Raw genomic sequence first — 26,236 nt, 5'->3', positions numbered from 1 at the left:
CAGGGAATAGGGAATCAGAAGGCACGGTCATGATCATCCACACGCGCTTCTTCAACCGCTCCGAGCTCATCGGCTTCGCTTCGCTGCTGCTGCTGCTCGTCGTCATCCTGCCGCTGGCACTCGACATCTTCCGCCTCAACCTCGTCGCGAAGTATCTGACGTATTCCTTCGTCGCGATCGGCCTGGTGCTGTGCTGGGGCTATGGCGGCATTCTCAGCCTCGGGCAGGGCGTGTTCTTCGGCCTTGGCGGCTACTGCATGGCGATGTTCCTCAAGCTGGAAGCCTCCAGCGTCGCCAACACCAAGATCCAGTCGACGCCGGGCATTCCGGACTTCATGGATTGGAATCAGCTGACGCAGCTGCCGTTCTTCTGGAAGCCGTTCCAGAGCTTCCCGTTCGCGCTCGCCGCGATCATCCTGGTGCCGGCGATCTTCGCCTTCATCATCGGCGCTGCGATGTTCAAGCGGCGGGTCGGCGGCGTGTACTTCGCAATCATCACCCAGGCGATCGCGGCGATCATGACGATCCTGATCGTGGGACAGCAGGGCTACACCGGCGGCATCAACGGCATCACCGACCTGCGCACGCTGCACGGCTGGGACATCCGCACCGACCACGCCAAGTACATCCTCTACTTCGTCGAGGTGTTCTTCCTGTTCGCAGCGATCCTCGTCGCCCAGTTCATCCGGCTGACCAAGCTCGGCCGCATCCTGGTGGCGATGCGTGAGCAGGAGGACCGGGTCCGCTTCTCCGGCTACAGCGTCGCCAATTTCAAGATCTTTGCTTTCTGCGCGGCCGCCGTGTTCGCCGCAGTCGGCGGCGCGCTGTTCACCTTGGAAGTCGGCTTCATGTCGCCGTCCTTCGTCGGCATCGTGCCGTCGATCGAGATGGTGATCTACACCGCGGTCGGCGGCCGGCTCTCGATCTTCGGCGCGGTCTACGGCTCGCTCCTCGTCAACTTTGCCAAGACCAGCCTCTCGGAGACGTTCCCGCAGCTCTGGCTGTTTGGCCTGGGAGCGCTGTTCATCGCCGTCGTCCTCGCTTTCCCAAACGGCCTCGCCGGCATCTGGGGCGACTACGTGCAGCCGCGCATCGACAAGCTACTGGCCTCCCGCACCAAGAAATCCGGCAATGGCGGCCTCGTCGCCAACGGCGCCCCCGCAGAGTGAGGACACAGCGATGCTCATCGGTCATCAGCCCAAGGAATTCCTGCTCGCGGTCGAAGCGCTCACCGTGTCGTTCGACGGCTTCAAGGCGGTCAACGATCTCTCCTTCTATGTCGAGGAGAACGAGATCCGCGTGATCATCGGCCCTAACGGCGCAGGCAAGACCACTGTGCTCGACCTGATCTGCGGAAAGACCAAGGCGACCTCGGGCTCGATCCAGTTCCGCGGCAAGGAGCTGACGAAGCTGCGCGAGAACGAGATCGTCAAGGCCGGCGTCGGCCGCAAGTTCCAGACGCCGTCGGTGTTCGAGGATCTCACCGTGTTCGAGAATCTCGAGATCTCGTTTCCGCGCGGTCGCACCGTTTTCGGCTCGCTGACTTTCCAGCGTGACGCCGCAGTCAAGGATCGCGTCGAGGAGGTCGCCGAGATGATCTTCCTCAAGGATCGTCTCAAGACCTCGGCGGCCGTGCTCAGCCACGGTCAGAAGCAGTGGCTCGAGATCGGCATGCTGCTGATCCAGAACCCGGACCTTCTGATGCTCGACGAGCCCGTCGCCGGCATGAGCGTCAGCGAGCGCGCCAAGACCGCCGAGCTGCTGAATCGCATCATCAAGGACCGCTCGGTGCTCGTCATCGAGCACGACATGAAGTTCGTCGAGGACATTGCTCACAAGGTCACCGTGCTGCACCAGGGCCAGATCCTGTCCGAGGGCACGATGGAGCGGGTCAAGAACGACCCCAAGGTCGTCGAAGTCTATCTGGGGCACTGAGCCGATGCTCGGGAAATCGCTCGATCCACACCCTCGCTGCGCCCCCCCTCCCCCTTGCGGGGAGGGGTCGGGGGTGGGGGTCCACACGGGCAGTCTCGCCCGGAGCCCCCCCTCCCCAACCCTCCCCCACAAGGGGGGAGGGAGCTTAGTGCCAATGCCGCTCGATCGGCCGTCTCACTCCCTCTTGCATAGGAAGATATCCGATGCTCGCAATCTCCGATCTCCATGTCGCCTATGGCCAGAGCGAGGTGCTGCATGGCCTGAACGTCAAGGTCGCGCCCAACGAGATCGTTGCGATCATGGGGCGCAACGGCATGGGCAAGACCACGCTGATGAAGTCGCTGATGGGCATCCTTCCGGCCAAGAGCGGTTCGATCGCGATGGACGGCGCCGAGCTCGCAAGCCTGAAGAGCTATGAGCGTGTCGCCAAGGGCCTCGCTTACGTGCCGCAGGGCCGCATGATCTTCTCGACCATGACGGTGAAGGAGAACATCGAGACCGGGCTCGTCGTGTCCGGCGGGTCCGAGGTGCCCGGCGACATCTACGAGCTGTTCCCGGTGCTGCTGGAGATGAAGGGACGCCGTGGCGGCAATCTCTCCGGCGGCCAGCAGCAGCAGCTCGCGATCGCGCGCGCGCTCGCCACCAAGCCGAAGGTGCTGCTGCTCGACGAGCCGACCGAGGGCATCCAGCCGTCGATCATCAAGGAGATGGCGCGCACCCTGAAGCGCATCCGCGACGAGAAGGGGCTGTCGATCGTCGTCTCCGAGCAGGTGCTGAGCTTTGCGCTCGACATCGCCGACCGCGTGCTGGTGATCGAGAACGGCGAGATCGTCCGCGACGATCCGCGCGACCAGGTCGATGCTGCGCAGGTCTCGAAATATCTGTCCGTCTAACCACTCCGTGCAAGCAAGTAACAAGGGGAGCTTCTGATGCCTGACACACTGATCAAGGTCGATCTGACCAAATCGGCCTACGAGAACGACAAGGTGCACAATCGCTGGCACCCTGACATTCCGATGGTGGAGTGGGTCAATCCGGGTGACGACTTCATCATCGAGACCTATGACTGGACCGGCGGCTTCATCAAGAACAACGACTCCGCCGACGACGTGCGCGACATCGATTTGTCGATCGTGCACTTCCTGTCGGGCCCGATCGGTGTCAAGGGCGCCGAGCCGGGCGACCTCCTGGTCGTCGACCTGCTCGATGTCGGTCCGCTGAAGGAGAGCCTGTGGGGCTTCAACGGCTTCTTCTCCAAGCAAAACGGCGGCGGCTTCCTGACCGACCATTTCCCGCTGGCGCAGAAGTCGATCTGGGACATCAAGGGCCTCTACACCTCGTCGCGCCACGTGCCCGGCGTGAACTTCGCTGGCCTCATCCATCCCGGCCTGATCGGCTGTCTGCCCGATCCGAAGCTGCTCGCGACCTGGAACGAGCGTGAGAATGCGCTGATCGCCACCAACCCGACCCGCGTGCCCGGTCTCGCCAACCCGCCGTTCGCGCCGACCGCGCATGCCGGCCAGGCCAAGGGCGACGTCAAGGCCAAGATCGGCGCCGAGGGCGCCCGCACCGTGCCGCCGCGCGAGCATGGCGGCAATTGCGACATCAAGGACCTGTCGCGCGGCTCGAAGATCTACTTCCCGGTCTACGTGCCCGGCGGCGGCCTCTCGATGGGCGACCTGCACTTCAGCCAGGGCGACGGCGAGATCACCTTCTGCGGCGCCATCGAGATGGCGGGCTGGCTGCACATCAAGGTCGACGTCATCAAGGATGGTGTGGCGAAGTACGGCATCAAGAACCCGATCTTCAAGCCGTCGCCGATCACGCCCAATTATCGCGACTACCTGATCTTCGAGGGCATCTCGGTCGATGAGACCGGCAAGCAGCACTATCTGGACGTCCACATCGCCTATCGCCAGGCGTGTCTCAACGCCATCGAGTACCTGAAGAAGTTCGGCTACTCCGGCGCCCAGGCCTATTCGATCCTCGGCACCGCGCCGGTGCAGGGCCACATCTCCGGCGTGGTCGACGTGCCCAACGCCTGCGCCACCTTGTGGCTGCCGACCGAGATCTTCGACTTCGACGTGATGCCGTCGTCGGCGGGTCCGATCAAGCACATCAAGGGCGACATCCAGATGCCGATCTCGCCGGACAAATAGCGGTCTCCCTGCGCGATGGGTGCGGGACGGCAGCGTATCGGCCGCCCCGCATCCGCCGCGTGAGATGGAGATGATTGTTGCGCAGGAGAAGAGACGATGCCGGTCTATGAATATCTCTGTGATGCATGCGGTCCGTTCACGGACATGCGTCCGATGGCGGAATGTGATGAGCCGCAGGCCTGTCCGCAATGCCAGGACATGGCGCCGCGCGTGATCCTCACCGCGCCCGCCTTCGCCTGCATGCCGGCGGAGCGGCGCACGGCGCATGCCACCAACGAGCGCAGCCGTCACGCGCCGCAGACGGTGGCCGAGTACAAGGCCAAACACGGTGCAGGCTGCGGCTGCTGCGGGCCTAAGAAATCGCCGCGGCTGATGACCAAGACCAGGAGCGGCGCCAAGGGCTTTCCGACGGCGCGGCCCTGGATGATCAGCCACTGAACGAACGCGAGGGGCGGCGCGTCCGCCCCTCAGCGTGACGCCGGCACGCGGCGCGGACCCGGACCCGCCGGCTGGCCGCCGAACTTGACGGTCATCGCATTGGCGCCGTCGCTGATGTCGACCAGCGTCTTGCGGCTGTCGTCGATCACCTTGGCAGATTTGCGCTTGAAGCCGTCGACCAGCTCGCGCATCGACTTGATCTGGTCGAACAGCTGGCCGGGATTGCCGTCGGCAAATCCGGGAATGGCGCCGTCGATCTTGGTCACGAGCGTGTCGAAGCCCTTGAAGATGTCCTCGGCCTTGTCGATCGCGGAATCGAACGCCGCGGTCTTGGCCTGCAGCGAGGCGGTCTCGCTCTCGAAGCTCTGTAGCGCCTCCTTGATGGCCGGCGCATTGCTGACGACGTATTTGTCGATGTTGTGCACCGTCTCGACCATCGTCTCCTGGTCCTTGAGATCGGCCGTCAGCACCGGCACGCCGTCGCGATCGAGCGGCACCGGCGGCGCCGTCGGCGCGCCGCCGACCAGCGAGATCGCGGCGATGCCGGTCAGGCCCTGGAACTCGATGCCGGCGGTGGTGTCCTTGCGGATCGGCGCGGACTTGTCGAGCGTGATCATGGCAACGATCTTGCGCGGGCTTTCCAGATTGATCGACAGGATCTGCCCGGCCTGCACGCCGTCGAAATTCACCGGCCCGCCCTTGCGCAGGCCCGCCGCCGAGCCGCCGTCGAACACGACGCGCATCATGCTGCGCTGCTCGGCAAGGCGATGCTTCTGCTTGATCAGGACGCCGCTGATCCCGGCCGCGACGGCCGCGATCGTCAGGGTTCCCACGATGAGATTGATCGCGCGCATTCCGTGCCCACTGCTGTCTCGCTCGATTTTAGCCGCTATGTCTCCCGGTTGAAAGCTCAGCGCGCAAGGCCCGGCCGGGAGGGCGCGGCGAGGCCGGCCAGCAGCACCGCCAGGATACCGGTGAGAAAAATGCCATCGAACGTCCCGGCACCGCCGATCGAGGCCACGGGCGCGCCGAGGCTGCCGATCTTGTCGAGGTTCATCAGGTCGGCGCCGACCAGCGTGCCCATCGAGCCGCCGATATAGGCCAGCGGCGCGGCATATTCGCGCGACAGCAGGAACGCCAGGATCGCGGTCACGACAACCGGCGCGAACACCGGCACGGCGATGCCGACGCCCTGCACCGGCGTCGCCATCGCGTGGATGATCACGGCGATCACCAGCACCGCGATCGCGGCGCGCAGCCAGAGCTGGTAGCGCAGCATGAGATAGGTCGACATGATCGTCGGGATCACGGCGCCGCCGACATTCACAGCGAGCAGCGTGCCGGGCCATTGATGCACCAGCGGCACGACATATTGCATGCCGAAAAAGTCGATGATCTCGCCGGAGCGCGCGACCTGCCCGGGCAGCATGGTGATCGGAATGTTGAAATAGCTGCCGACCAGCGAGCCGAACAGCAGCAGCATCGCGGTGCCCGAGCTGACGCCGAGCTTCATGTAGGCGTAGCGCAGGATGCCGAGCTGGATCAGGACGATCAGGACGCCGAACGCCAGCACCAGGATGGCGAAGAAGACCGGCGTGATTGGCAGATATTGGACCTGGGAATGCATGTCGGAAGCGCTTGGATGTGAGCCTTGCTGAGCCCGTGGGATCATCCCACGGGAGCGGCAGGGTGACAAATGGGCATTCGTCGCCTGGTTCCCAAGAACGGCCATGCTCGTGTTCATTTGCCCGCAGCGATCATTGTGGCGTGCAGCACATAACGCTCCGGCCCCTGTGTCAGGGCGTCGAATGGCCAGCAGGTCGACAGCACCAGTTCGGCGCTCTCGGTCCCTGGATCGATCCCCGAGGCATCGAAGCGCACCACACGGGCGGCGTCGGCGCGATAGCGGAACGTCTTGCCGTCGCGCCTGACGATGTCGATCTCGTCGCCGATTTTGATGTCGCGCAGGAAGCGGAAATGCGTGTCGCGGTGCGCGGAGTACACCGCGACGCCCGGCTCGCCCGGCTCGGCGCTGCCTTCGACATGGCCGGCACCGAAGGCGAGCGCCTGGCCGCTGGAGCCGGCCAGCGCGATGGTGGAGACGCCGAGGCGCTTCACCTCGATGAGCGCCACCGGGACCGTGTCGGCCCAGGACCAGGGCTTGGCGGCATGGCCGGTCGCAACGGTCTGGCTGAACGCGCGGTCGAGCAGCACTTGCGCGAGAACGGCCTTGGCGTGGATGAAGGCGCCGTGGCCGAACAGGATGAGACCGACGAGCGCGACGGCGAGCGGGGTGACGAAGCGGGGCATTGTCTCTCCTCCCGTCATTGCGAGGAGCGAAGCGACGGAGCAATCCAGAGTCGGGTCCTGAGCCCTGGATTGCTTCGTTTCGCTCGCAATGACGTGCTCCTTAGTTGGCAACTCGCCGCCTGATCGCGACCAGCCAGATCAGTTCGAGCATCAGCACGCCCAACCCGAGCAGCATGCTCAGCTCGGCATCGGTCGCCGTCTTCGGCAGGGTGATCGTCGCGGGCGACGCTGGCACCACCGGTCGCTTCACCGCGGCGAGCTGGACGTCGCCGTTGGCCTCAGCGCGGCGCTCGTTCTGCATTGCCGGCACCCGGCCGTGCTCGCCGAACACCTTCTCGAAGTCCCAGCCGGCCGGCAGGTTGATCGGCAACTCGGCGAGCCTCAGCGGCTCGCCGTCGGGACGGCGCGGCGTCTTGTCGACGGCGACGAGGCTGGTCAGGCGCGTCACCAACTGATGCTCCAGCGCCAGCTTGAGAATGGCGCCGTCGGCTTCCTCCGGCGTCATCTGCCGCATGGTCCTGGCCACCTCGGCGTCGCCGATCTTGCGCCGCGCCCACAGCTTTGAGAGGCCCTTGCCCTCGGCGGCGCCGGACAGCGGCAACGTGATGGTCCATGGCTGGTCGCCGATGCGGCCCTTGAGCTGCAGCGATCCGGCGAGACGGTCGATCTTGGCGGCGAGCACGAGCGGCTCGTTGCGATAGACGTCCGGCAGCACGGCTGGCGTGAGATCGGCGGAGGCTTCCGAGAAGCTCGCGCTGAGCCCGGTCACGATCGGGTTCTCGAGCTTGGCGAAGAGATCGCGCATGCGCCCCTCGACCTGCTCGACCGAGCCGATATGGGTGAAGGCGCCGCGGCCAAGCTCTGAGGCGCGGGTCATCAGATAGGTGTTCGGCGCCGAGCCGATGCCGACCATGAAGATGCGCGAGCGGCCGCGCATTGCGGTAATGGTCTCGAATAGCTGCTGCTCGTTGCCGATGGCGCCATCGGTGAGGAATACCACCTGCCGCACGCGGTCGCTTTCGCTGCCATCATCGGTCAGCGCCGCGCGCATCGCCGGCACCATCTCGGTGCCGCCGCGCGCGTCCAGCGAACTCACGAAGCTGGTGGCGCTACCGACATGCTTGGCATCGGCCGGCACCGAGGCGGGGAAGAGCACCGTCATGGTGTCGTCGAAGCGGATCACGTTGAAGCGATCGTTCGGCTGCAGCCGTCCCAGCGCATAGAGCAGGCTGGCCTTGGCTTGGCGGATCGAGGTGCCGCCCATCGAGCCGGAATTGTCGATCACGAAGATGACGTCGCGCGGCTGCGGGCGCTGCGCCGTTGCAGCCACCGCCGGCGGCGTGACGAAGGCGAGCAGATAGTCGGCGTCGCCGACCTGCTCGTGAAACAGCCCGACCGACGGCATCGTCGCAGCGGCCGGCTTCCAGGTCAGCTCGAAGTCGCGGTCGGCCGGCACCACGCCCTCGGCCAGGGTGACGACTCGCGTCTTCGCATCGGGGCTGTCGATCGTCACTTGGTGATGGTGGCTCTTGACCTCGCCGAGCGCAAAGCCGGCCTGCAGCCGCACCGCGATCCTGGTTGGATTGACCGGATCATTCTTGGCCGGATCGAGCACCTCCGGGGAGATGCGTTTGCGGTCCGGTACCGGATCGTTCGCAGCGGCGCCCCACCCGTTGCTATCAGGGCGCAAATCGACGCTCTGCACGATCGGCGCCGGATTGTAGCGCGGCGCGACGACCAGCGGCACCCGCAGCGAGAATTCGCCGGCCGCCTGCGCCACCGGCTGCTGATATTCGATCTGCACCAGCACGGTTTCGCCGGGGCCGATATTGGCGAGCGAGTTGGTGAAGATGTTCGGCCGCTCCTGCTCGGTCAGCGCCGCGGTCTTGCCGTCGCGCTTGGCCTGCTCGTAGATCACCTTGGCCTGTTCGCGCGGCTTGATGTCGCCGACCACGACGCGGTCGCCGACGATCATCTTCAGCGTGTCCACCGCGCTGTCCGGCGGCAGCGGATAGACATAGACCGCCTCCATCCATTGCGAACTCGTGTTCTTGAACAGTTGCGTCACGCGCGCCCGCGCCGTCGGCCCCGACACGACGATATCGACGTCGATGCCGAGCCGCGGCGCCTCGGCGTAACCGGCGTCGCTCTTGAACAGCAGCGCCCCGGAGCGGGCATCGCCCGGCCTGGTCAGGGGCGCCAGCGGCCCTTCGGCGGACCAGCCAGGGGTGACGCTGAGAAACAGCGCCGTGAAGCCGACCAGCAGCACGGCGGCGGCCTGCAGCAGCAGGAATAGCAGCATGGTCACGATCCACGACCGGACCGGATGGGTGCTGCTTCTGATATCGTGGTCCATCGTCTCGCTCATCATTGGCTCCGCAACGAACAATTTCGGCATGCCGACACTGAGCGCAGCCCGCCAGCGCCGCGAGCGGAATGGTCGGTCTTGTTCGGCCGCCGCCCGCCCGCGCATGTCCGGTGGTGGTCGAGAGCGCGGCTGATCTGTCCGGGTTTGTGCTGATTTGTCCGTCTGCTAGAAGAGGTGCGCACCACGCGGCAGGGGACAGGATGTCGATACCGGACAACAGCGAGCTTTCCGACGAACAGAGCCGGCAGGTCGCGGAGACCATCCGCGAGGAGATTGCGCGGCGCCGGATGTCGCGGCAGGCGCTGGCGGAGCAGGCCAAGCTGAGCCTCTCGACCCTGGAGAAGGCCCTCGGCGGCCGCCGCCCGTTCACGCTCGCTACCATCGTCCGGCTCGAGCAGGCGCTCGGCATGTCCCTGCGCAAGCCGCCGAGTGCACCTCTCGCCGCACCTGCCGCAAGCGGCGGCATTGCGCCCGACAGCCTCGGCTCCTATTCGCGGCGGGCTGTGGAGTGGATCGAGGGCACCTACGTCACCTTGCGGCCGTCATTCGGCGACAAGGACGCCGTCTATGCGTACCGCACCGACATCGTCTGGGACGATGCGGCGTCGTCGCTGGTGTTTCGCGAGGGCGCGCGGCTCGATGCGGCGTTCACGCAGTTCGGCGAGGTCGCCGTGCCCAACCAGTCCGGCTTCGTCTACCTCGTCACCAACCGCCACGGCCAGCACCGGCTGATCACGGTGTCGCGTCCCACCATTACCGGCGAGATGTACGGCATCATCACGACCTTGCTCGCCGGCCGCGGCTCGCTGCTGACACCGATCGCCGCGCCGATCGCGCTGCTGCCGCTGCGCAATGTCGATGAGCCGAGCTTCGGCCGGCTCGGCGCGGATGACCGGCACTACCCGCTGTATCGCGAGCACCTGCGCAAGACGGTCGAGGAGCCGTTCGCGCTGTTCGTGCAGGGCGTGCCGTGACGTGTTGGGCGCAAAACTCACCACCGTCATTGCGAGGAGCGAAGCGACGAAGCAATCCAGAGTCTCGCACTCAGCCTGGATTGCTTCGCTTCACTCGCAATGACGGAGCATGTTGGGGGGGGCGGCATCGCCTCAACGCACCCCCGTCATCCCGGCGAACGCCGTGATCCATAACCATAGGGCGTGGGTTGAGGCAGGATAGTCATGAGCATCTCGCCCCTCATGTCTGCTGCGGCGTATAGGTCCCGGATCGGCGCCGCGGCGTGCTGGCGCACGTCACGGCTTGTCCGGGACGACGGGAGGGGAGATCGGATTCACATCTCAAACAGCGCGAACGTTGCGAGCAATTCGGGTCTCAGCAACGCTCGGAAATTGTGAAAGAGGGGCATAAAGATACAGTCTCGCGGCGGGTGACGCCCGAGCTATGCGACCGGTTCGTCCCTCCTGAAAGTGCAGAGGGCGCAGGGAATGCCGGGTGAAGGCCTCACCCATGGCCCGCCTGCGAAAAGAATGCAGGCGGCAGGTACCACAGGCAAAGCCGAGCACGCCGGCATTCCCTGCGCGATGGGTTGAACGCTTATACGCAGTCTCCCTGGTGCGCCGGCTTGTTGGCCACCATGGCGACAATGCGCTTGCGCGCATTGCGCTGGACACCAGCTTCGGGGTGTCAGGACGCTGCGACTTCACGTCCGCGAGCGATCGTTCGTCCGCGCCCTCGTGAGAAGACGCTGCGATCTCTCGCGGCCACCGCATCCCCGCCTCGCGTGTCGTGACGATCGCGCGCAACGCCCCTCTGCGGTGAGGCGGGATGTCGAGAGATGATCATGGATTCGGAAAAATAGCAATAAGTTTTTGGATGGCAGAATGTTGCGTCACGGGCAGTCTGCTCCCCTCCCCCTTGCGGGGAGGGGTCGGGGGTGGGGGTCCACGAAGACCGCTCGAAGTATTGGGGTGATGAGAAGGAATTGTTCTGGGGGGGTGGTTGCGGCGCCGAAATGCGCTGTGCCCTTCACGGCCTTTGGAGTGCGGAGACCCCCACCCCCAACCCCTCCCCGCAAGGGGGAGGGGAGCCGATCGTCGGCGTAGAGAGAGGGGGGCTCAAGCGATGCGGCGCGTCGTTGGACGATTCCGAGTGAGGCGCCGCAGCGACGCTGCTATCCCCCGACGTCCGCGCTGATGATGTCGCCGAACAGGTCCCATTTGCCGCCCTTGAACTGCATCATCTTGAGCTGCTCGATCGGGGCGAAGTCGTTGGGGCCGGTGTTGACCTTGATGCCCGGGATCAGGGTATCCGGCGCGAAGTCCTTGAGGCTGGCGGCCTGCTTCATGACGTTGTCGCGGGTGAGAGTGTCGCCGCACTGTTTCAGGGTCTGCACCATGGTCTGGGCCGCGGCATAGCCATAGGCGAGGTTGGCGTCGGAGATGTTGGCGCCCGGCATGTACTTGTCGATGAAGGCCATGAACTTCTTCATGCCCTCGTCGTCCTTCCACTGGGGGTCCGACGGATCCTTGAGATAGCCGGCGGACAGCACGCCCTCGGACGCCTCGAGGCCGGCCGGCTTCATCACCGCGCCGATCGAGATCGAGACGTCGGTCATCAGATGCATCGGCTTCCATTCCAATTCGGCGATCTTCTTGATCGCCTGCGCCGCGAATTTCGGCGTCGAGATGTTGACGAACACGTCGGCGCCGGTGCCCTTGAGCTTGACGATGTGGGAGTCGATCGACGGCTCGGTGGTCTCGTAGCTCTCCTCGGCGACGATCATGGTCTTGGCCTTGTCGCCGAGCACCTCCTTGATGCCGAGGACGTAGTCCTTGCCGAAATCGTCATTGGCATAGAAGATCGCGATCTTCGCGTTCGGCTTCTCCTTGAGGATGTACTTGGCGAAGATCCGCGCCTCGACGCGGTAGCTCGGCTGGAAGCCCATGGTCCAGGGGAATTCCTTCGGGTCGTTCCATTTGCTGGCGCCGGTGGCCAGGAACAGCTGCGGCACCTTCTTGGCGTTGTGATATTTCTGCACGGCGGTCTGGGTCGGCGTGCCCAGCGCGTTGAACACCAGGAACACCTCGTCGCTCTCGATCAGCTTGCGCACCTGCTCGACCGTCTTCGGCGGGCTGTAGCCGTCGTCATAGGAAATGAAGTTGATCCGGCGGCCGTTGATGCCGCCCTGATCGTTGATCATCTTGAAATAGGCCTCCTCGGTCTTGCCGATGATGCCGTAGGCCGAGGCCGGGCCGCTATAGGCCTCGACGTTGCCGATCCTGATCTCGGTGTCGGTGGCGCCAGTGTCGTATTTCTTTTGCGCAAGCGCGCTCTGGCTCGCCAGTACGGAAAAGGCGGCCGCGGCCGCGAATGAGAGCAGTGTCCTGGTCGTCATCGGCAACATTCCCTGGGCTTCCTCTGGTTGAATTTTCGTGATTGTCGTTCTTGTTCTTGGCTTGCGGCGATGGCGACCATGGAAGGCCGCTCACGGCAACGAGTGGGCAGATGTGTGCAATGCACTGTCTTGCGTCCAGGCGCTGGCCCCGGGAGGCCGGCCGGGCCGACCGGGCGCGCCGCAGGTGATTTTGCCGGTCAGCCACTCCACGCAAGTTGATGCGGGCGTTTCCGGCGCATCTTCGGAAGCGCACGAAGCAGGATGCTCCCGGCACCGCCATGACGAAAAGCCCGTTCTACACGGCCGAGCACGAGGCCTTCCGCGACGTCATCAAGCGCTTCGTCGACAAGGAGATCGCGCCGTTCGCGAGCGCGTGGGACGAGGCCGGAGAATTTCCGCGCGCGCTATATCTGAAGGCGGCGGAGATCGGCCTGCTTGGGCTCGGCTTCCCGGAGGAATTCGGCGGCGTGCCGGCCGACCAGTTCATGAAGATCGTGTCGTCGCAGGAACTGGCGCGTGCGGGTGCCGGAGGCATCAGCGCCAGCCTGATGAGCCATACGATCGGCGCGCCGCCGATCGCGCGCGCCGCGCAGCCGCAGGTGAGGGCGCGCGTGCTGCCGGAGATTCTGGCTGGGCGCAAGATCTCGGCGCTGGCGATCACCGAGCCGAGCGGTGGCTCAGACGTTGCCAATCTCAGGACCAGGGCCGTCCGCGACGGCGATCACTATGTCGTCAGCGGCGAGAAGACATTCATCACCTCCGGGATGCGGGCCGACTACATCACGGTCGCGGTGCGCACCGGCGGACCGGGGCCGGCTGGCGTCAGTCTGCTGCTCGTGCCGGGCGACACGCCGGGGCTGACGCGCACCAAGCTCGACAAGATGGGCTGGTGGGCGTCGGACACCGCGACCCTGCATTTCGACGGCTGCCGCGTGCCCGTCGAGAACCTGATCGGAGAGGAGGGGCAGGGCTTCAAGCTGATCATGCACAATTTCAACAGCGAGCGGATGGGCATGGCGGCGAGCTGCACGGCCTACGCCCGTGTCTGCCTCGACGATGCGATTGCCTACGCCAAGGAGCGCCAGACCTTCGGCAAGCCGCTCGCGCAGCACCAGGTCATCCGCCACAAGCTGGTCGACATGGCGCAGCGCGTGGCGGCATCGCAGGCGATGCTGGAAATGCTGGCGTGGCGGCTCGAACAGGGTGACAATCCGGTCGCCGAGATCTGCATGATGAAGAACCAGGCGACGCAGACGATGGCCTACTGCGCCTCCGAAGCCGTGCAGATCTTCGGCGGCGCCGGTTTCATGCGGGGTGTCCGCGTGGAACGGATCTATCGCGAGGTCAAGGTCAACGCCATCGGCGGCGGCACCGAGGAGATCATGAAGGACCTGGCGAGCCGGCAGATGGGATTGTGACGCGCGCCTTCTCAGCGCACGTCATTCCGGGGCAGGGCCGCAGGGCTGAACCCGGAATCTCGAGGTTGTTGGAACGAACGCAAAGCAATCTCTGGATTCCGGGTTCAAGGCCTGCGGCCTTGCCCCGGAATGACGAGCGTGACTCAGTCAAATGAGACCATATCGAGATTCCCGGTTCGGTCGCTCGCGATCGCTCCGGAATGACAGGGAATGAAACATGCTCTTCTCCGCCGACCACGACGAACCGCGCCGCATCCTGCAGAAGTTCATCGCCGCCGAGATCAATCCTCACGTCGACGAATGGGAGGAAGCCGGCATCTTCCCCGCGCATGAGCTGTTCAAGAAGCTCGGTGACCTCGGCTTTCTCGGCCTCAACAAGCCGGTCGAGTTCGGCGGCCAGGGGCTGGACTATTCCTACGCGCTGATGATGGCGGAAGAGCTCGGCGCCATCAATTGCGGCGCGATCCCGATGGCGATCGGCGTGCAGACCGACATGGCGACGCCGGCGCTGGCGCGGTTCGGCTCCGACGAGGTGCGTAAGGAGTTCCTGGCGCCCGCGATCTCAGGCGACTACGTCGCCTGCATCGGCGTCTCCGAGCCCGGCGCGGGCTCCGATGTCGCCTCGATCAAGACCCAGGCGCGCGGCGATGGCGACGACTACGTCATCAATGGCGGCAAGATGTGGATCACCAACGGCACCCAGGCCGATTTTATCTGCCTGCTCGCCAATACCAGCGACGGACCTGTCCATCGCAACAAGTCGCTGATCTGCGTGCCGATGAAGAGCAAGGGCGTGCAGGTCGCGCGCAAGCTCGACAAGATGGGCATGCGCTCGTCGGATACCGCGCAGATCTTCTTCGACAACGTCCGGGTGCCCAAGCGCAACCGCATCGGCGAGGAGGGGCAGGGTTTTACCTATCAGATGATGCAGTTCCAGGAGGAGCGACTGTGGGCGGGCGCCGCCTGCCTGAAGGCGCATGAGTCCATCATCAACGCGACCATCGAGTACACGCGCAACCGCAAGGCCTTCGGTCGCTCGATCCTCGACAACCAGGTCGTCCATTTCAAGCTCGCGGAAATGCAGACCGAGGTCGAGCTGCTGCGCGCGCTGACCTACCAGGCCGCGGAGGCGCTGATCGCCGGCGAGGACGTGACGCGGCTCGCGACCATGGTGAAGCTCAAGACCGGCCGGCTCGGCCGCGAGCTCACCGACGCCTGCCTGCAATATTGGGGCGGCATGGGCTTCATGAACGAGACCCCGGTCAGCCGCGCCTATCGCGATTCGCGCCTGAGCTCGATCGGCGGCGGCGCCGACGAGGTCATGTTGACCATCCTGTGCAAGATGATGGGGACTTTGCCCGGCACCGGCAAAGCTGGGAGCGCCTGATGATCACGCTGTATCATTGCGACGGCGCCCGCTCGTTTCGCCCGTTGTGGATGCTGGAAGAGCTTCGACTTAACTACGAGTTGAAGATGCTGCCGTTCCCGCCGCGGGTGCTGGCGAAGGAGTATCTGGCGATCAATCCGCTCGGCACGATCCCGTTCATGATCGACGGCGAGACGAAAATGACGGAGTCCTCGGGCATCTGCCATTATCTCGGCATCAAGCACGGCCCGACGCCGCTGATGGTCGGGCCTGAGGAAAAGGACTACGGCGCGTTCCTGAACTGGATGTATTTCTCCGACGCGACGCTGACGTTCCCGCAGACGCTGGTATTGCGATACACTCAGCTCGAGCCGGAGGAGCGTCGCTCGCCGCAGGTCGCCACCGATTATGCCAAGTGGTTCCTGGGACGGCTGCGCGCCGTGGAGGCAGCAACCGCGAATGCCGAGTTCTTGTGCGCGGGTCGTTTCACCGCGGCCGACATCGTGATCGGCTATGCATTGCGTCTCGCAGACACGCTTGGGCTCGCCAAGGATTTTGGGCCGAATGTGGCTGCCTATTGGGTGCGATTGCAGCAGCGCGAGGGCTATCAGCGGGCACGCGCCGCCGAGCAGCGTGCGGGCGTGGAGCAGGGCATCGAGCCGCGGGTAAGGCCGTAGCTTTAGGCACGTCATTCCGGGGCGATGCTCACGCGCGCCCCGGAATGACGATCATCTCGGATCGGTGAGTTAACCGCGACAAAAATCGGCAATCGTCGCCGATGACAGGGCCGCGAATTGCGCTATGGTTCTTCTCCAAAGAAGCGGCCGACAGAGCCGCGCCTCAGGAGGAAGACCATGGATGTGACCCGCCGGGACTCCGGCCATCTCATGCTGATCACGCCCGAGCGCGTCTTCTACGCCGGGCTGCTCGGCCGTCCGCGCCAGCGCTGCTCGGGCGCGTGCCATATCTACGTCGCGCTCACCGGCAGCCTGCGGCTGATTCCCGACGGCGGCGAGGAGCGTCGCGGCGAGCTGCTGGTCGTGCCGCCCAACAGGCCGCACACGATCGAGAGTGACTATCGGACCGTCATCGTCGTAACGATCGAGCCGGAGAGCGTGCCGATCGGCACCTTGGATCGCTTCGCGAGCAAGGTCACCCGCGAGGCGGAGGCCTATGCTGGCCGCATCCGCGCCGCCTATGAGGAGCTGGTGCAGCGGCCGCTGAGCGGCGACGTCACCAGCGCCGTGTTCGACCGGCTGTGCTTCGGCGAGGTGCTGCCGCAGCGGACGCTCGATCCGCGCGTGGTCAAGGCGATCGCGCTGATCAGCCGCTTCTCCGGCGAGCCGGCGACGGCCGAGAGCTGCGCCGCCGCCGTCGGGCTCTCGACGTCGCGCTTCCTGCATCTGTTCAAGGAGGAGACCGACATCTCCTTCCGCTCGTTCCGCGCCTGGAAGCGCGCGCGGCATCTGCTCAACTACGCCAACCAGGACCTCAACCTGGCGCATCTCGCGCAGGACATCGGTTATCCGGATTCCACGCATTTCAGCCACTCGATCCGGCGCTTCTACGGGCTGAAGCCGCGCGCGATCTTCTCCGGCTCGCGCGATCTCGCGATCTACCGCGCCGGCGAGGTCGCCTTGACCTGACCTTTCCTGGCTGCGTGCCGCGCGAGCGCGGCGCGCAGTGGGAACTTCGACAGTTCGAGCATGATCAGCGTGGTCAGCGCGGCTGTCGCGGTCAGCGCGAGATCGTCGGCGTGCAGCGGTCCGAACCGGAACAGCGCCGCGGCGGCGGGCAGCGTCAGGCTTGTCGCGAGCACGGCGACGACGAAGCCGATCACCAGCAGCAACATGCGGTTCGGCCGCAGCAGCGCCTCGCGCAGCGAGCTCGAGAACGAGCGGTTGACGAAGATCAGGCTGACGATCACCGACACCAGGGTGAAGAACACCAGCGCGCGGAGCTCGTCGTCCGGCATGCCGTTGCGGTGTGCCAGCAGCAGGACGCCGCCCGTGGTGAGCATCGCCAGGATGCCCTGCAGCGCCCCCCACAGCACCAGCGGCCGCGGCAGCAATGGCTCCTGCGGATCGCGCGGCGGCCGCCGCATGATGTCGCTTTCCTCGGTCTCGGCCTCGAACACCAGCGAACAGACGGGATCGATGATCATTTCGAGAAAGGCGATGTGCACGGGTCCGAGCAGCAGCGGCAGGCCCGTGACGAGCGGCAGCAGCGCCAGCCCGGCGATCGGAAAGTGCACGGCGAGGATGAAGCTCATCGCCTTGCGCAGATTGTCGTAGATGCGCCGGCCGAGCCGGATCGCCTTGACGATCGAGCCGAAATCATCGTCGAGCAGCACGATCGCCGAGGCCTCGCGCGCGACGTCGGTGCCGCGGCCGCCCATCGCGATGCCGATATGCGCGGCCTTGAGCGACGGCGCGTCGTTGACGCCGTCGCCGGTCATCGCGACGATCTCGCCGTCGGCCTTGAGCGCGGTGACGATGCGCAGCTTCTGCTCCGGCATGATGCGCGCGAACGCCGTCGGCGCGCGCGCCGCAAGCGCCAGGGCGTCGTCGTCGAGATCGGCAAGCTCGGGGCCCGCGATGACGCGCTCGGGATCGATCCCGGCCTGCCGCGCAATGGCGGTGGCCGTCGCGGGATAGTCGCCGGTGATCATGATGACGCGGACGCCGGCGGAGCGGCACTCGGCGACGGCATCCTTCACCTCCGGACGCAGCGGGTCGGCGAAGCCGACGAGACCGCGGAACGAGAACGCGAAGTCCTGTTGCGTGTCGGGGAGCGCCTCGCCGCTCCAGCTCGCCTGGGCGACGCCGAGCACGCGCAGGCCCTCGGCGGCGAGCGTCTCGACGCGCGCCTGCAGCGCCGCCAGCTCGTCACCGTCGACGCCGCAGAGCGATGCGATCGCTTCCGGCGCGCCCTTGGCCGCCACGACGCCGGCGCCGTCGCGCGACCAGACGTTGGTCATCGCCAGCAGGTCGGGGCGCAGACCGTAGCGCCGCTGCAACGTGGCGCCCGCGGTGGCGTCGGCGCCGAGCGCGTGCAGCGCCTGCTCCATCGGATCATGCGACTGCGGGTCGCAGGCGAGCACGGCGGTGGCGACGAGATCGCGGAAGGGCGGTGCGATGGCGTCCGGCGTCGCCGTCGCAGGCTGCAGCGCGCCGCCGTCCGGCAGCACCAGCCTGGCCACCATCATGCGGTTCTGCGTCAGCGTGCCGGTCTTGTCGGAGCACAGCACGGTGGCGGCGCCGAGCGATTCGATCGCCGAAGCGCGCCGCGTCAGCACCCGCGCCTGCGAGATGCGCCAGGCGCCCATCGCCAGAAACACCGTCAGCACCACCGGGAATTCCTCCGGGAGCATCGACATGCCCAGCGCGATGCCGGCGAGGATTCCCTCCAGCCAGCCGCCGCGGTACACCGCATAGAGCACGACCGTGACCGCAACCACGATGGCGCCGGCGATCGCGAACGCCAGCACCAGGCGCCGGGTCTGCTGCCGCAACCGCGGCGTCTCGGTCTCCAGGGCGGTCACCGACTGGCCGATCCTGCCGATCGCCGTGTGCGGCCCGGTCGCCATCACCTCGGCAATGCCGCCGCCGCGCACCACCAGGCTGCCGGAGAACACGAAGGGCTGGTCGTCGCCGCCGGCCACGGTTGCCGCGTCCATCGCTTCGCCGGCGGCCGGCCGCTTGCGCACCGGCACGGATTCGCCTGTCAGCAACGATTCATCTGTCAGCAGATCGTCGCATTGCCGCAGCACCGCATCGGCTGCGACGCGATCACCTTCCGCCAGCACGATGAGATCGCCGCGCACCACCTCGCGGCCGGCGATGCGGATGCGCTCGCCGTCGCGGATCACCAGGGCGCGCGGGCTTGACAGGTCGCGCAGCGATTCCAGCACGCGCTCGGTCCGCGCCTCCTGCACGATGGTGATGAAGACGGAGGCCGAGGCGAACACGCCGAGCAGCATCGCTTCCGCCGCGTCGCCCAGCGCGAGATAGATGCCGGCGCCGCCCAGCAGCAGGAGAAGCATCGGTTCCTTCAGAACGTCGGCGACGAGGCGCAGGATCGAGCGCGAGCCCGGTTGCGGCAGCTCGTTGAAGCCTTCCGTCCGCAGCCGGCGCGCTGCCTCCGCCGCGCTCAAGCCATTGGGAAACATCGGCGCAGGTTGTGGGTCGATCGACATTGCACGCCCGTGAGGAGAAGCAGGAACCGCTTAGCGCCGTTTCCGGCCGCGGACTTGATGCAAAGCAATATCCGGTTGCGCCGCATGTCACCAGCGAGTCAACGCAAGCAGATCCCGGCGTGCGGCCGTCATATACGGATCCTGTCAGCACAGCGCCGCCTGCGCGCAGCCCATCGAACGAGTGCCATGAGCGACAAAGCCGTCATCACCTGCGCGCTGAACGGCGTGCTCACCGATCCCAGGCAGCATCATGTGCCGGTCACGCCCGAGGAGATGGCGCGCGAGGCGCGGCGCGCCTATGACGCTGGTGCTGCGATCATGCACATCCATCTGCGCCAGCAGGCGCCGGGCAAGGGGCATCTGCCGTCCTGGGACGTCGACGTCTCCCGCGAGATCCAGCAGGCGATCCGGGAGGCCTGTCCCGGCGTGATCATCAATCACACCTCGGGCGTGTCCGGACCGAACTATCAAGGCGCGCTCGACTGCATCCGGCAGACCCGGCCGGAGATTGCGGCCTGCAATGCCGGCTCGCTGAACTATCTGAAGGTCAAGGCCGACAACAATTGGGCCTGGCCGCCGATGATGTTCGACAACTCGGTCGAGAAGATCCAGGACTATCTCGACGCGATGAAGGACGCGCACACGATCCCGGAATTCGAATGCTTCGATGTCGGCATCGTCCGCTGCGTCGGCATGTATCGCCAGGCCGGCATGTATGACGGCCCGCTCGAATACAACTTCGTGATGGGCGTCGCCTCCGGCATGCCGGCCGATCCCGAGCTGCTGCCGATCCTGCTCAAGCTGAAGCTGCAGGAAGCGCACTGGCAAGTCACGGCGATTGGCCGGGCGGAGATCTGGCCGCTGCACCAGCGCTGCGCCGAGCTCGGCGGCCATCTCCGCACCGGGCTGGAAGACACGTTCTATCTCGCCGACGGCACCAAGGTGACCTCGAACGGCCAGCTGATCGAGGCCATCGCGGCGTGCGCGCGGCGCGCCGGCCGCGAGATCGCAAGCCCGGACGAGGCGCGGCAGATGTTCGGCACGGTGAACTGACGCAGGCAGACGCCGTCATTGCGAGCGCAGCGACGCAATCCAGAGTTCTGCATGACGCCCTGGATTGCTTCGTCGCCTTCGGCTCCTCGCAATGACGTGAATGGGGAGGGAACAGACCAATGACCAATCTCGACGCCACCGGCGGCGTGTCCGGTCCCGGCCGCATCGGCCGGGTTGCGATCGGCGACCTCCTGAAGCGCGCGGCGCGCCGCTTTCCCGAGCGGGTGGCGATCACCGATGGCGCCCGTCAGGTGACGTTCACCGAGCTCGAGCGCGATGCCAATCGGTTTGCGAACCATCTCGTCGCCAAGGGGCTGAAGCCGGGCGAGAAGATCTCGACCGTCTGCAACAACTCGATCGAGTTCGTCAAAGCGCTGTTCGGCATCCATCGCGCCGGTCTCGTCTGGGTGCCGATCAATACGATGCTCGGGCCCGCCGACATGGATTACATCCTCGGCCATGCCGAGGTGCGCTTCGCGCTCGTCGATGACAATCTGTTTGCGCAGCCGGAGCGGCGGGCGGCGCTGGAACAGCGCGGCGTCGAGCTGGTCGCCGTCGATCTCACCGGCACGGCGAGGACCGCGGGGCTCGCCAGCTTCACCGACCTCATCCAGGGGCATTCGGACGTCGAGCCCGAGATCGAGATCAACGATCGCGATCTCGCGATGATCATCTACACGTCGGGCACGACGTCGCGGCCGAAGGGCGCGATGCACTGTCACCTCGCCGTGGTGATGGCCGTCATGAGCAACTGCATCGAGATGCAGCTCTCGCGCGACGACGGCATCACCGGGCAGTTCCCGCTGTTCCACTGTGCCGGTCACGTGCTGCTGCTCAGCTATCTCTCGGTCGGCGGCCGCATGGCGCTGATGCGCGGCTTCGACCCGGTCGCCTGCATGGAGGCGATCGTACGCGATCGGCTGACCGTGTTCGTCGGTCTGCCGCTGATGTACCAAGCCATCCTCGATCATCCGCGGCGGAAGGAGTTCGATCTTTCGCATCTGCGCACCTGCCTCTACACCATGGCGCCGATGGGCCGGCCGCTGCTGGAGCGCGCGATCAAGGAGCTGTGTCCGAACTTCGCGCTGACCAGCGGTCAGACCGAGATGTATCCGGCGACGACGATGTCGCGGCCCGAGGTCCAGCTCGACCGCTTCGGCAACTACTGGGGCGAGTCGCTGTTCGTCAACGAGACCGCCATCATGGACGATGCCGGAAATCTGCTGCCGCCCGGCGAGATCGGCGAGCTGGTGCATCGCGGGCCCAACGTGATGCTGGGCTACTACAAGGATCCGAAATCGACCGAGGACGCCCGCAAGTTCGGCTGGCACCACACCGGCGACCTCGCGGTCATCGACAAGGGCGAGGTGCTGTTCCTCGATCGCAAGAAGGACATGATCAAGTCCGGCGGCGAGAACGTCGCCTCGGTCAAGATCGAGGAGACCCTGCTGGCGCATCCGGCGGTGCAGAATGCCGCCGTCGTCGGCCTGCCGCATCCGCAATGGGGCGAGGCCGTCTCGGCCTTCGTCAAGCTCAAGCCCGGCGCGCAGGCCAGTGAGACCGAGCTGCTCGAGCACTGCCGCAAGTCGCTTGGCGGCTTCCAGGTGCCGAAGCTGGTGCGGGTGCTCGAGGAGATGCCGATGACGGCTACCGGCAAGCTGCGCAAGGTCGAGCTGCGCCAGGCCTACGGCGAGCATTTCGCGAAGAGCGCGTGAGCCGTATCAACGACTTCCGCCGTCATTCCGGGATGGCCCGAAGGGCCAGGCCCGGAATCCATAACCACCATCGGGAGTATGGATTCCGGGCTCGCGCTCCGCGCGCCCCGGAATGACGGCCAAAAGAGAGAACCTCGTTCGTGGCAGTGATCGACAACACCATCTCTCCCGCCGGCGCGGCCTTCCAAGCCAACCGTGACGGCATGCTCGACCTGATCGCGCGGATGCGCGATCTCGAGGCGCGCACGCGCAATGCCTCGGCGGCGGCAAAGGAGCGCTTCCATCAGCGCGGCCAGTTGTTGCCGCGCGAGCGCGTCGCCTTGGTGCTCGATCCCGGCGCGCCGTTCCTGGAGCTATCGACGCTTGCCGGCTACATGTTCGATACGCCGGACCCGGCCAAGAGTGTGCCGGGCGGCGGCGTCGTCGCCGGCATCGGCTTCGTGTCCGGCGTGCGCTGCATGGTCTCGGCGAACGACGCCGGCATCGATGCTGGCGCGCTGCAGCCTTACGGCCTCGACAAGACCCTGCGCGTGCAGGAGCTGGCGCTGGAGAACAAGCTGCCCTACGTGCAACTGGTCGAGAGTGCCGGTGCCAACCTGCTGCGCTACCGCGTCGAGGATTTCGTCCGCGGCGGCAACATCTTTCGCAATCTGGCGCGGCTCTCGGCGGCGGGCCTTCCGGTCGTCACCGTGACGCATGGTTCGTCGACCGCGGGCGGCGCCTATCAGACCGGATTGTCCGACTACATCGTGATGGTGCGCGGACGCACCCGTGCCTTCCTCGCCGGGCCGCCGCTGTTGAGGGCCGCGACCGGCGAGATCGCCACCGAGGAGGAGCTCGGCGGCGCCGAGATGCACACCTCGATCTCCGGGCTCGGCGACTATCTCGCCGAGGACGATCGCGACGCGCTGCGCATCGCGCGCGAAATCATGGGCAAGCTCAACTGGGACCGGCCATCGCAGGAGTCGTCGCCGGTACAGCCGCCGCGCTACGATCAGGAGGAGCTGCTCGGCATCATGCCGCTCGACCACAAGCGCCCCGTCGACATGCGCCAGGTCATTGCGCGCATCGTCGACGACAGTGACTTCGTCGAGATGGCGCCGAACTACGGGCCTGCGACGGTGTGCGGCCATGCCCGCATCGAGGGCCAGGCGATCGGCATCGTCACCAACAATGGCCCGCTCGATCCGGCGGGCGCCAACAAGGCGACGCACTTCATCCAGGCCTGCTGCCAGACGCGCACACCGATCCTGTATCTCAACAACACCACCGGCTACATGGTCGGCCGCGCCTATGAGGAGGCCGGCATGATCAAACACGGCTCCAAGATGATCCAGGCGGTGACGTCGGCGACCGTGCCGCAGATCACGATCTATTGCGGGGCCTCGTTCGGGGCGGGCAATTACGGCATGTGCGGCCGCGGCTTCCACCCGCGCTTCTGCTTCTCCTGGCCCAACGCCAAGACCGCCGTGATGGGTGGTGAGCAGGCGGCGGAGACGATGGCGATCGTGACCGAAGCGGCCGCAGCGCGCCGCGGCAAGCCGGTGGAACGCGAGAAGCTCGACGCCATGAAGGCGCAGATCATCGGCGTGTTCGACAGCCAGATGGACGTGTTTGCGACTTCGGCGCGCGTGCTCGACGACGGCGTGATCGATCCGCGCGACACCCGCGCGGTGCTGTCGGAGGTGCTGGCGATCTGCCGCGAGGCGGAGGCGCGGCAGCCGCAGCGCATGCAGTTCTCGGTGTCCAGGCCATGAGCGGAGAGATGACGGGAATGCAACGCAGGCCGTTCCACAAGGTGCTGATCGCCAACCGCGGTGAGATCGGCTTGCGGATCATGCGCACCGCGCGCCGGCTCGGCTACGGCGTGGTCGCAGTCTATTCCGATGCAGATTTTGAGGCGCCGCATGTCCGGCTCGCCGATCAGGCGGTCCGCATCGGCGCGCCGCCGCCGGCACAGTCCTATCTCAACATCGCAGCGATCATCGCCGCGGCAAAGGCGACGGGCGCGGATGCCGTGCATCCCGGTTATGGCTTCCTCGCCGAGAACGAGGATTTTGCGCAAGCGTGCAAGGAGGCCGGTCTGGTGTTCATCGGGCCATCGCCCGAGGCGATCAAGGCGATGGGCAACAAGGCCGGCGCCAAGGTGATCATGAGTTGCGCCGGTGTGCCCTGCGTACCCGGCTATCAGGGGGAGGACCAGGGCGACGACGCAATGCTGCGCGAGGCGCGCCGCATTGGTTTCCCGGTAATGATCAAGGCCGTCGCCGGTGGCGGCGGCCGCGGCATGCGGCTCGTGGCAGACGCCGGCGCGTTCCCCGATTTGCTGCGCAGTGCGCGCTCCGAAGCGGCCGCCGCGTTTGGTGACGGCACCGTCATCCTGGAGAAGGCGATCGCCAATCCGCGCCACATCGAGATCCAGGTGTTCGGCGATCGGCACGGCAATGCCATCCATCTCGGCGAGCGCGACTGTTCGGTGCAGCGCCGGCACCAGAAGCTGATCGAGGAGGCGCCGTCGCCCGCGGTCGGGCCGGAGCTGCGCGCGCGCATGGGCGCCGTGGCGGTGCAGGCGGTGAAGGCGCTCGGCTATGAGGGCGCGGGCACCCTGGAATTCCTGCTCGACGGCGACGGCCAATTCTACTTCATGGAGATGAACACGCGGCTGCAGGTCGAGCATCCCGTGACAGAGGCACTGACGGGACTCGATCTCGTCGAATGGCAATTGCGCATCGCCGCCGGCGAGCCCCTGCCGTTGCGCCAGGAGCAGGTCAGCTTCTCGGGGCACGCGATCGAGGTGCGACTGTGCTCCGAGGATGCGGCGCACGACTTCATGCCGCAGTCCGGGCGGATGACGCTGTGGCAGATGCCCGGGACGATCCGGGTCGAGCATGCGCTGGAGTCCGGCGCCGACATCCCGCCCCATTACGATTCGATGATCGCCAAGCTGATCAGCCATGCTGCGACTCGTGAGGAGGCGCGCGCAAGACTGATCGCCGGATTGGAGCAGGCCGTTGCCTTGGGCGTCCCGACCAACCGGGCCTTCCTCATGTCCTGCCTGCGGCATCCGGCCTTCTCCGCGGGCAAGGCGACCACCGCATTCATCGCGGCGCATCGTGACGAGCTGCGTGCGCCGGCGGTCGAAGCGGCAGACCTCGCGCTGGGTGCGTTGCTGCTCTCCGTCAGCCATCCGCTCGCGCATCCCGTCCGCCGCGGCCGCTCGCTCGCGGCAGCCTTCGCGACGCCGCTCCGGTTCGAGATCGCCGGTGAGGTGGCCGAGTGCGAGCTGCTGCGCGAGCGTGACGGAATCTATCGCGTGACGCGTGGCGATGCAGAGCATCGCTTCGAGATCGTGTCGCTCACGGATGATGCGATCCGCGTTCGTCACGCCGGGATCGTCGAGAGCGCCCGCTTCGTCCGCGACAACGATCGGCTGTTCGTCCAGCATCGCGACCAGACGCTGGCGCTGCGCGACGTGACGTTGGCGAGGCCGCAATCCTCAGCCGCTGGCGGCGGTGATGGCAGGGTTCGCGCGGCGTTGAATGGTCGTGTGGTCGCGGTGCTGGTGAAGCCGGGCGACAGCGTGGCTGTGGGACAGCCGGTGGTGACGCTCGAGGCGATGAAGATGGAGCACGTCCACACCGCCGGCATCGCCGGAACGGTGACCGCGATCGAGGTCGCCGAGGGCGACCAGGTGACGACGGGGCGGATCGTGGCGGAGATTGCGGCCTGACCGTCGGGCAGGTGGGCGTGAGTTGCCTGCCTGCGTCCTTTCAGGGCGCGACGTCGATGTGGATGGCCGGGACAAGCCCGGCCATGACGACGTGGAAACAGACGGTCGAAAGACGGAGACCGCCACAAGCGATTGCGCTGGCAGTTGCGGGGAGAGGTCGGCTTGTCTCGAAGATGCAACCGCTGCAGCCACGT

20 protein-coding genes are annotated in these 26,236 nt (G+C 66.1%); 14 read left to right on the top strand and 6 right to left on the bottom strand.

The annotated features are described in order from the left end of the window. Window positions 1-29 precede the first annotated feature (29 nt). The 5 genes from urtC (at window position 30) to QX094_RS10360 (ending at window position 4,532) form a co-directional block, all read left to right on the top strand. Window positions 30-1,169, top strand: a complete 1,140-nt coding sequence (gene urtC, locus QX094_RS10380; RefSeq protein ID WP_316173272.1) for an urea ABC transporter permease subunit UrtC — start codon at window positions 30-32, stop codon at window positions 1,167-1,169. A gap of 10 nt (window positions 1,170-1,179) precedes the next feature. Then, a complete protein-coding gene (gene urtD / locus QX094_RS10375) occupies window positions 1,180-1,935 on the top strand; it encodes an urea ABC transporter ATP-binding protein UrtD (protein WP_315751135.1) in 756 nt (251 codons plus the stop codon). Window positions 1,936-2,138: 203 nt separating this feature from the next. After that, window positions 2,139-2,828 (top strand): urea ABC transporter ATP-binding subunit UrtE, encoded by a 690-nt coding sequence (urtE, locus tag QX094_RS10370; protein ID WP_315751136.1) that lies wholly within the window; start codon window positions 2,139-2,141, stop codon window positions 2,826-2,828. A gap of 36 nt (window positions 2,829-2,864) precedes the next feature. Continuing rightward, window positions 2,865-4,094 (top strand): formamidase, encoded by a 1,230-nt coding sequence (gene fmdA, locus QX094_RS10365; protein ID WP_315827910.1) that lies wholly within the window; start codon window positions 2,865-2,867, stop codon window positions 4,092-4,094. Window positions 4,095-4,190: 96 nt separating this feature from the next. Further along, window positions 4,191-4,532 (top strand): zinc ribbon domain-containing protein, encoded by a 342-nt coding sequence (locus tag QX094_RS10360; protein ID WP_315717050.1) that lies wholly within the window; start codon window positions 4,191-4,193, stop codon window positions 4,530-4,532. 29 nt (window positions 4,533-4,561) lie between these two features. Here the strand turns inward: QX094_RS10360 and QX094_RS10355 are convergent, their stop codons facing one another. The 4 genes from QX094_RS10355 to QX094_RS10340 form a co-directional block, all read right to left on the bottom strand. Further along, window positions 4,562-5,386 (bottom strand): MlaD family protein, encoded by an 825-nt coding sequence (locus QX094_RS10355; RefSeq protein WP_315717051.1) that lies wholly within the window; start codon window positions 5,384-5,386, stop codon window positions 4,562-4,564. A 56-nt stretch (window positions 5,387-5,442) separates the two neighbouring features. Next, a complete protein-coding gene (locus QX094_RS10350; protein ID WP_315717052.1) occupies window positions 5,443-6,159 on the bottom strand; it encodes a DUF1614 domain-containing protein in 717 nt (238 codons plus the stop codon). A gap of 113 nt (window positions 6,160-6,272) precedes the next feature. Continuing rightward, window positions 6,273-6,842, bottom strand: coding sequence for a class GN sortase (locus QX094_RS10345; protein WP_315717053.1), 570 nt, complete (start codon window positions 6,840-6,842; stop codon window positions 6,273-6,275). A gap of 100 nt (window positions 6,843-6,942) precedes the next feature. Next, window positions 6,943-9,210 (bottom strand): marine proteobacterial sortase target protein, encoded by a 2,268-nt coding sequence (locus tag QX094_RS10340; protein ID WP_316187896.1) that lies wholly within the window; start codon window positions 9,208-9,210, stop codon window positions 6,943-6,945. Between the two features lie 200 nt (window positions 9,211-9,410). On the opposite strand from QX094_RS10340, the gene QX094_RS10335 reads away from it, so the two are divergent. Next, a complete protein-coding gene (locus tag QX094_RS10335; protein WP_315717055.1) occupies window positions 9,411-10,184 on the top strand; it encodes a helix-turn-helix transcriptional regulator in 774 nt (257 codons plus the stop codon). A 1,154-nt stretch (window positions 10,185-11,338) separates the two neighbouring features. On the opposite strand, the gene QX094_RS10330 is transcribed toward QX094_RS10335, so the two are convergent. Continuing rightward, window positions 11,339-12,571, bottom strand: coding sequence for an ABC transporter substrate-binding protein (locus QX094_RS10330; RefSeq protein WP_315717056.1), 1,233 nt, complete (start codon window positions 12,569-12,571; stop codon window positions 11,339-11,341). Window positions 12,572-12,840: 269 nt separating this feature from the next. Between QX094_RS10330 and QX094_RS10325 the strand changes: the two genes are divergently transcribed. The 4 genes from QX094_RS10325 (at window position 12,841) to QX094_RS10310 (ending at window position 16,992) form a co-directional block, all read left to right on the top strand. Then, window positions 12,841-13,980: an acyl-CoA dehydrogenase family protein gene (locus tag QX094_RS10325; protein ID WP_315717057.1), complete on the top strand. Its 1,140-nt coding sequence runs from the start codon at window positions 12,841-12,843 to the stop codon at window positions 13,978-13,980. A 217-nt stretch (window positions 13,981-14,197) separates the two neighbouring features. Continuing rightward, complete coding sequence (locus QX094_RS10320; protein ID WP_315717058.1) at window positions 14,198-15,367, top strand: acyl-CoA dehydrogenase family protein; 1,170 nt, start codon at window positions 14,198-14,200, stop codon at window positions 15,365-15,367. Beyond that, window positions 15,367-16,023, top strand: a complete 657-nt coding sequence (locus QX094_RS10315) for a glutathione S-transferase family protein (RefSeq protein WP_315717059.1) — start codon at window positions 15,367-15,369, stop codon at window positions 16,021-16,023. Before QX094_RS10320 ends, QX094_RS10315 begins: the two co-directional genes overlap by 1 nt. A gap of 177 nt (window positions 16,024-16,200) precedes the next feature. Beyond that, complete coding sequence (locus QX094_RS10310) at window positions 16,201-16,992, top strand: helix-turn-helix domain-containing protein (RefSeq protein WP_315717060.1); 792 nt, start codon at window positions 16,201-16,203, stop codon at window positions 16,990-16,992. Here QX094_RS10310 and QX094_RS10305 read toward each other — a convergent pair. Further along, window positions 16,962-19,544: a cation-translocating P-type ATPase gene (locus QX094_RS10305; RefSeq protein WP_316187895.1), complete on the bottom strand. Its 2,583-nt coding sequence runs from the start codon at window positions 19,542-19,544 to the stop codon at window positions 16,962-16,964. The genes QX094_RS10310 and QX094_RS10305 overlap by 31 nt on opposite strands. Before the next feature lie 186 nt (window positions 19,545-19,730). Between QX094_RS10305 and QX094_RS10300 the strand changes: the two genes are divergently transcribed. From QX094_RS10300 to QX094_RS10285, 4 genes are all read left to right on the top strand, one after another. Then, window positions 19,731-20,597: a 3-keto-5-aminohexanoate cleavage protein gene (locus QX094_RS10300; protein ID WP_316187894.1), complete on the top strand. Its 867-nt coding sequence runs from the start codon at window positions 19,731-19,733 to the stop codon at window positions 20,595-20,597. A 119-nt stretch (window positions 20,598-20,716) separates the two neighbouring features. After that, window positions 20,717-22,312, top strand: coding sequence for an AMP-binding protein (locus QX094_RS10295; protein WP_315827919.1), 1,596 nt, complete (start codon window positions 20,717-20,719; stop codon window positions 22,310-22,312). 140 nt (window positions 22,313-22,452) lie between these two features. Then, entirely contained in the window at window positions 22,453-24,069 is a 1,617-nt protein-coding gene (locus QX094_RS10290) for an acyl-CoA carboxylase subunit beta (RefSeq protein WP_316185575.1), read from the top strand. Between the two features lie 17 nt (window positions 24,070-24,086). After that, window positions 24,087-26,042 (top strand): acetyl-CoA carboxylase biotin carboxylase subunit, encoded by a 1,956-nt coding sequence (locus QX094_RS10285; RefSeq protein ID WP_316188207.1) that lies wholly within the window; start codon window positions 24,087-24,089, stop codon window positions 26,040-26,042. The last annotated feature ends 194 nt before the right edge of the window (window positions 26,043-26,236 follow it).

This window comes from Bradyrhizobium sp. SZCCHNS1050 (assembly GCF_032484785.1).
In the GTDB taxonomy this organism is placed as follows: Bacteria; Pseudomonadota; Alphaproteobacteria; order Rhizobiales; family Xanthobacteraceae; genus Bradyrhizobium.
This window is presented reverse-complemented; position numbering and strand designations above follow the sequence as displayed.

Coding starts and splice junctions, on each gene's coding strand:
- urtC (WP_316173272.1), top strand. CDS start 30: ATGATCATCCACACGCGCTTCTTCAACCGCTCCGAGCTCATCGGCTTC.
- urtD (WP_315751135.1), top strand. CDS start 1,180: ATGCTCATCGGTCATCAGCCCAAGGAATTCCTGCTCGCGGTCGAAGCG.
- urtE (WP_315751136.1), top strand. CDS start 2,139: ATGCTCGCAATCTCCGATCTCCATGTCGCCTATGGCCAGAGCGAGGTG.
- fmdA (WP_315827910.1), top strand. CDS start 2,865: ATGCCTGACACACTGATCAAGGTCGATCTGACCAAATCGGCCTACGAG.
- QX094_RS10360 (WP_315717050.1), top strand. CDS start 4,191: ATGCCGGTCTATGAATATCTCTGTGATGCATGCGGTCCGTTCACGGAC.
- QX094_RS10355 (WP_315717051.1), bottom strand. CDS start 5,386: ATGCGCGCGATCAATCTCATCGTGGGAACCCTGACGATCGCGGCCGTC.
- QX094_RS10350 (WP_315717052.1), bottom strand. CDS start 6,159: ATGCATTCCCAGGTCCAATATCTGCCAATCACGCCGGTCTTCTTCGCC.
- QX094_RS10345 (WP_315717053.1), bottom strand. CDS start 6,842: ATGCCCCGCTTCGTCACCCCGCTCGCCGTCGCGCTCGTCGGTCTCATC.
- QX094_RS10340 (WP_316187896.1), bottom strand. CDS start 9,210: ATGAGCGAGACGATGGACCACGATATCAGAAGCAGCACCCATCCGGTC.
- QX094_RS10335 (WP_315717055.1), top strand. CDS start 9,411: ATGTCGATACCGGACAACAGCGAGCTTTCCGACGAACAGAGCCGGCAG.
- QX094_RS10330 (WP_315717056.1), bottom strand. CDS start 12,571: ATGTTGCCGATGACGACCAGGACACTGCTCTCATTCGCGGCCGCGGCC.
- QX094_RS10325 (WP_315717057.1), top strand. CDS start 12,841: ATGACGAAAAGCCCGTTCTACACGGCCGAGCACGAGGCCTTCCGCGAC.
- QX094_RS10320 (WP_315717058.1), top strand. CDS start 14,198: ATGCTCTTCTCCGCCGACCACGACGAACCGCGCCGCATCCTGCAGAAG.
- QX094_RS10315 (WP_315717059.1), top strand. CDS start 15,367: ATGATCACGCTGTATCATTGCGACGGCGCCCGCTCGTTTCGCCCGTTG.
- QX094_RS10310 (WP_315717060.1), top strand. CDS start 16,201: ATGGATGTGACCCGCCGGGACTCCGGCCATCTCATGCTGATCACGCCC.
- QX094_RS10305 (WP_316187895.1), bottom strand. CDS start 19,544: ATGTCGATCGACCCACAACCTGCGCCGATGTTTCCCAATGGCTTGAGC.
- QX094_RS10300 (WP_316187894.1), top strand. CDS start 19,731: ATGAGCGACAAAGCCGTCATCACCTGCGCGCTGAACGGCGTGCTCACC.
- QX094_RS10295 (WP_315827919.1), top strand. CDS start 20,717: ATGACCAATCTCGACGCCACCGGCGGCGTGTCCGGTCCCGGCCGCATC.
- QX094_RS10285 (WP_316188207.1), top strand. CDS start 24,087: ATGCAACGCAGGCCGTTCCACAAGGTGCTGATCGCCAACCGCGGTGAG.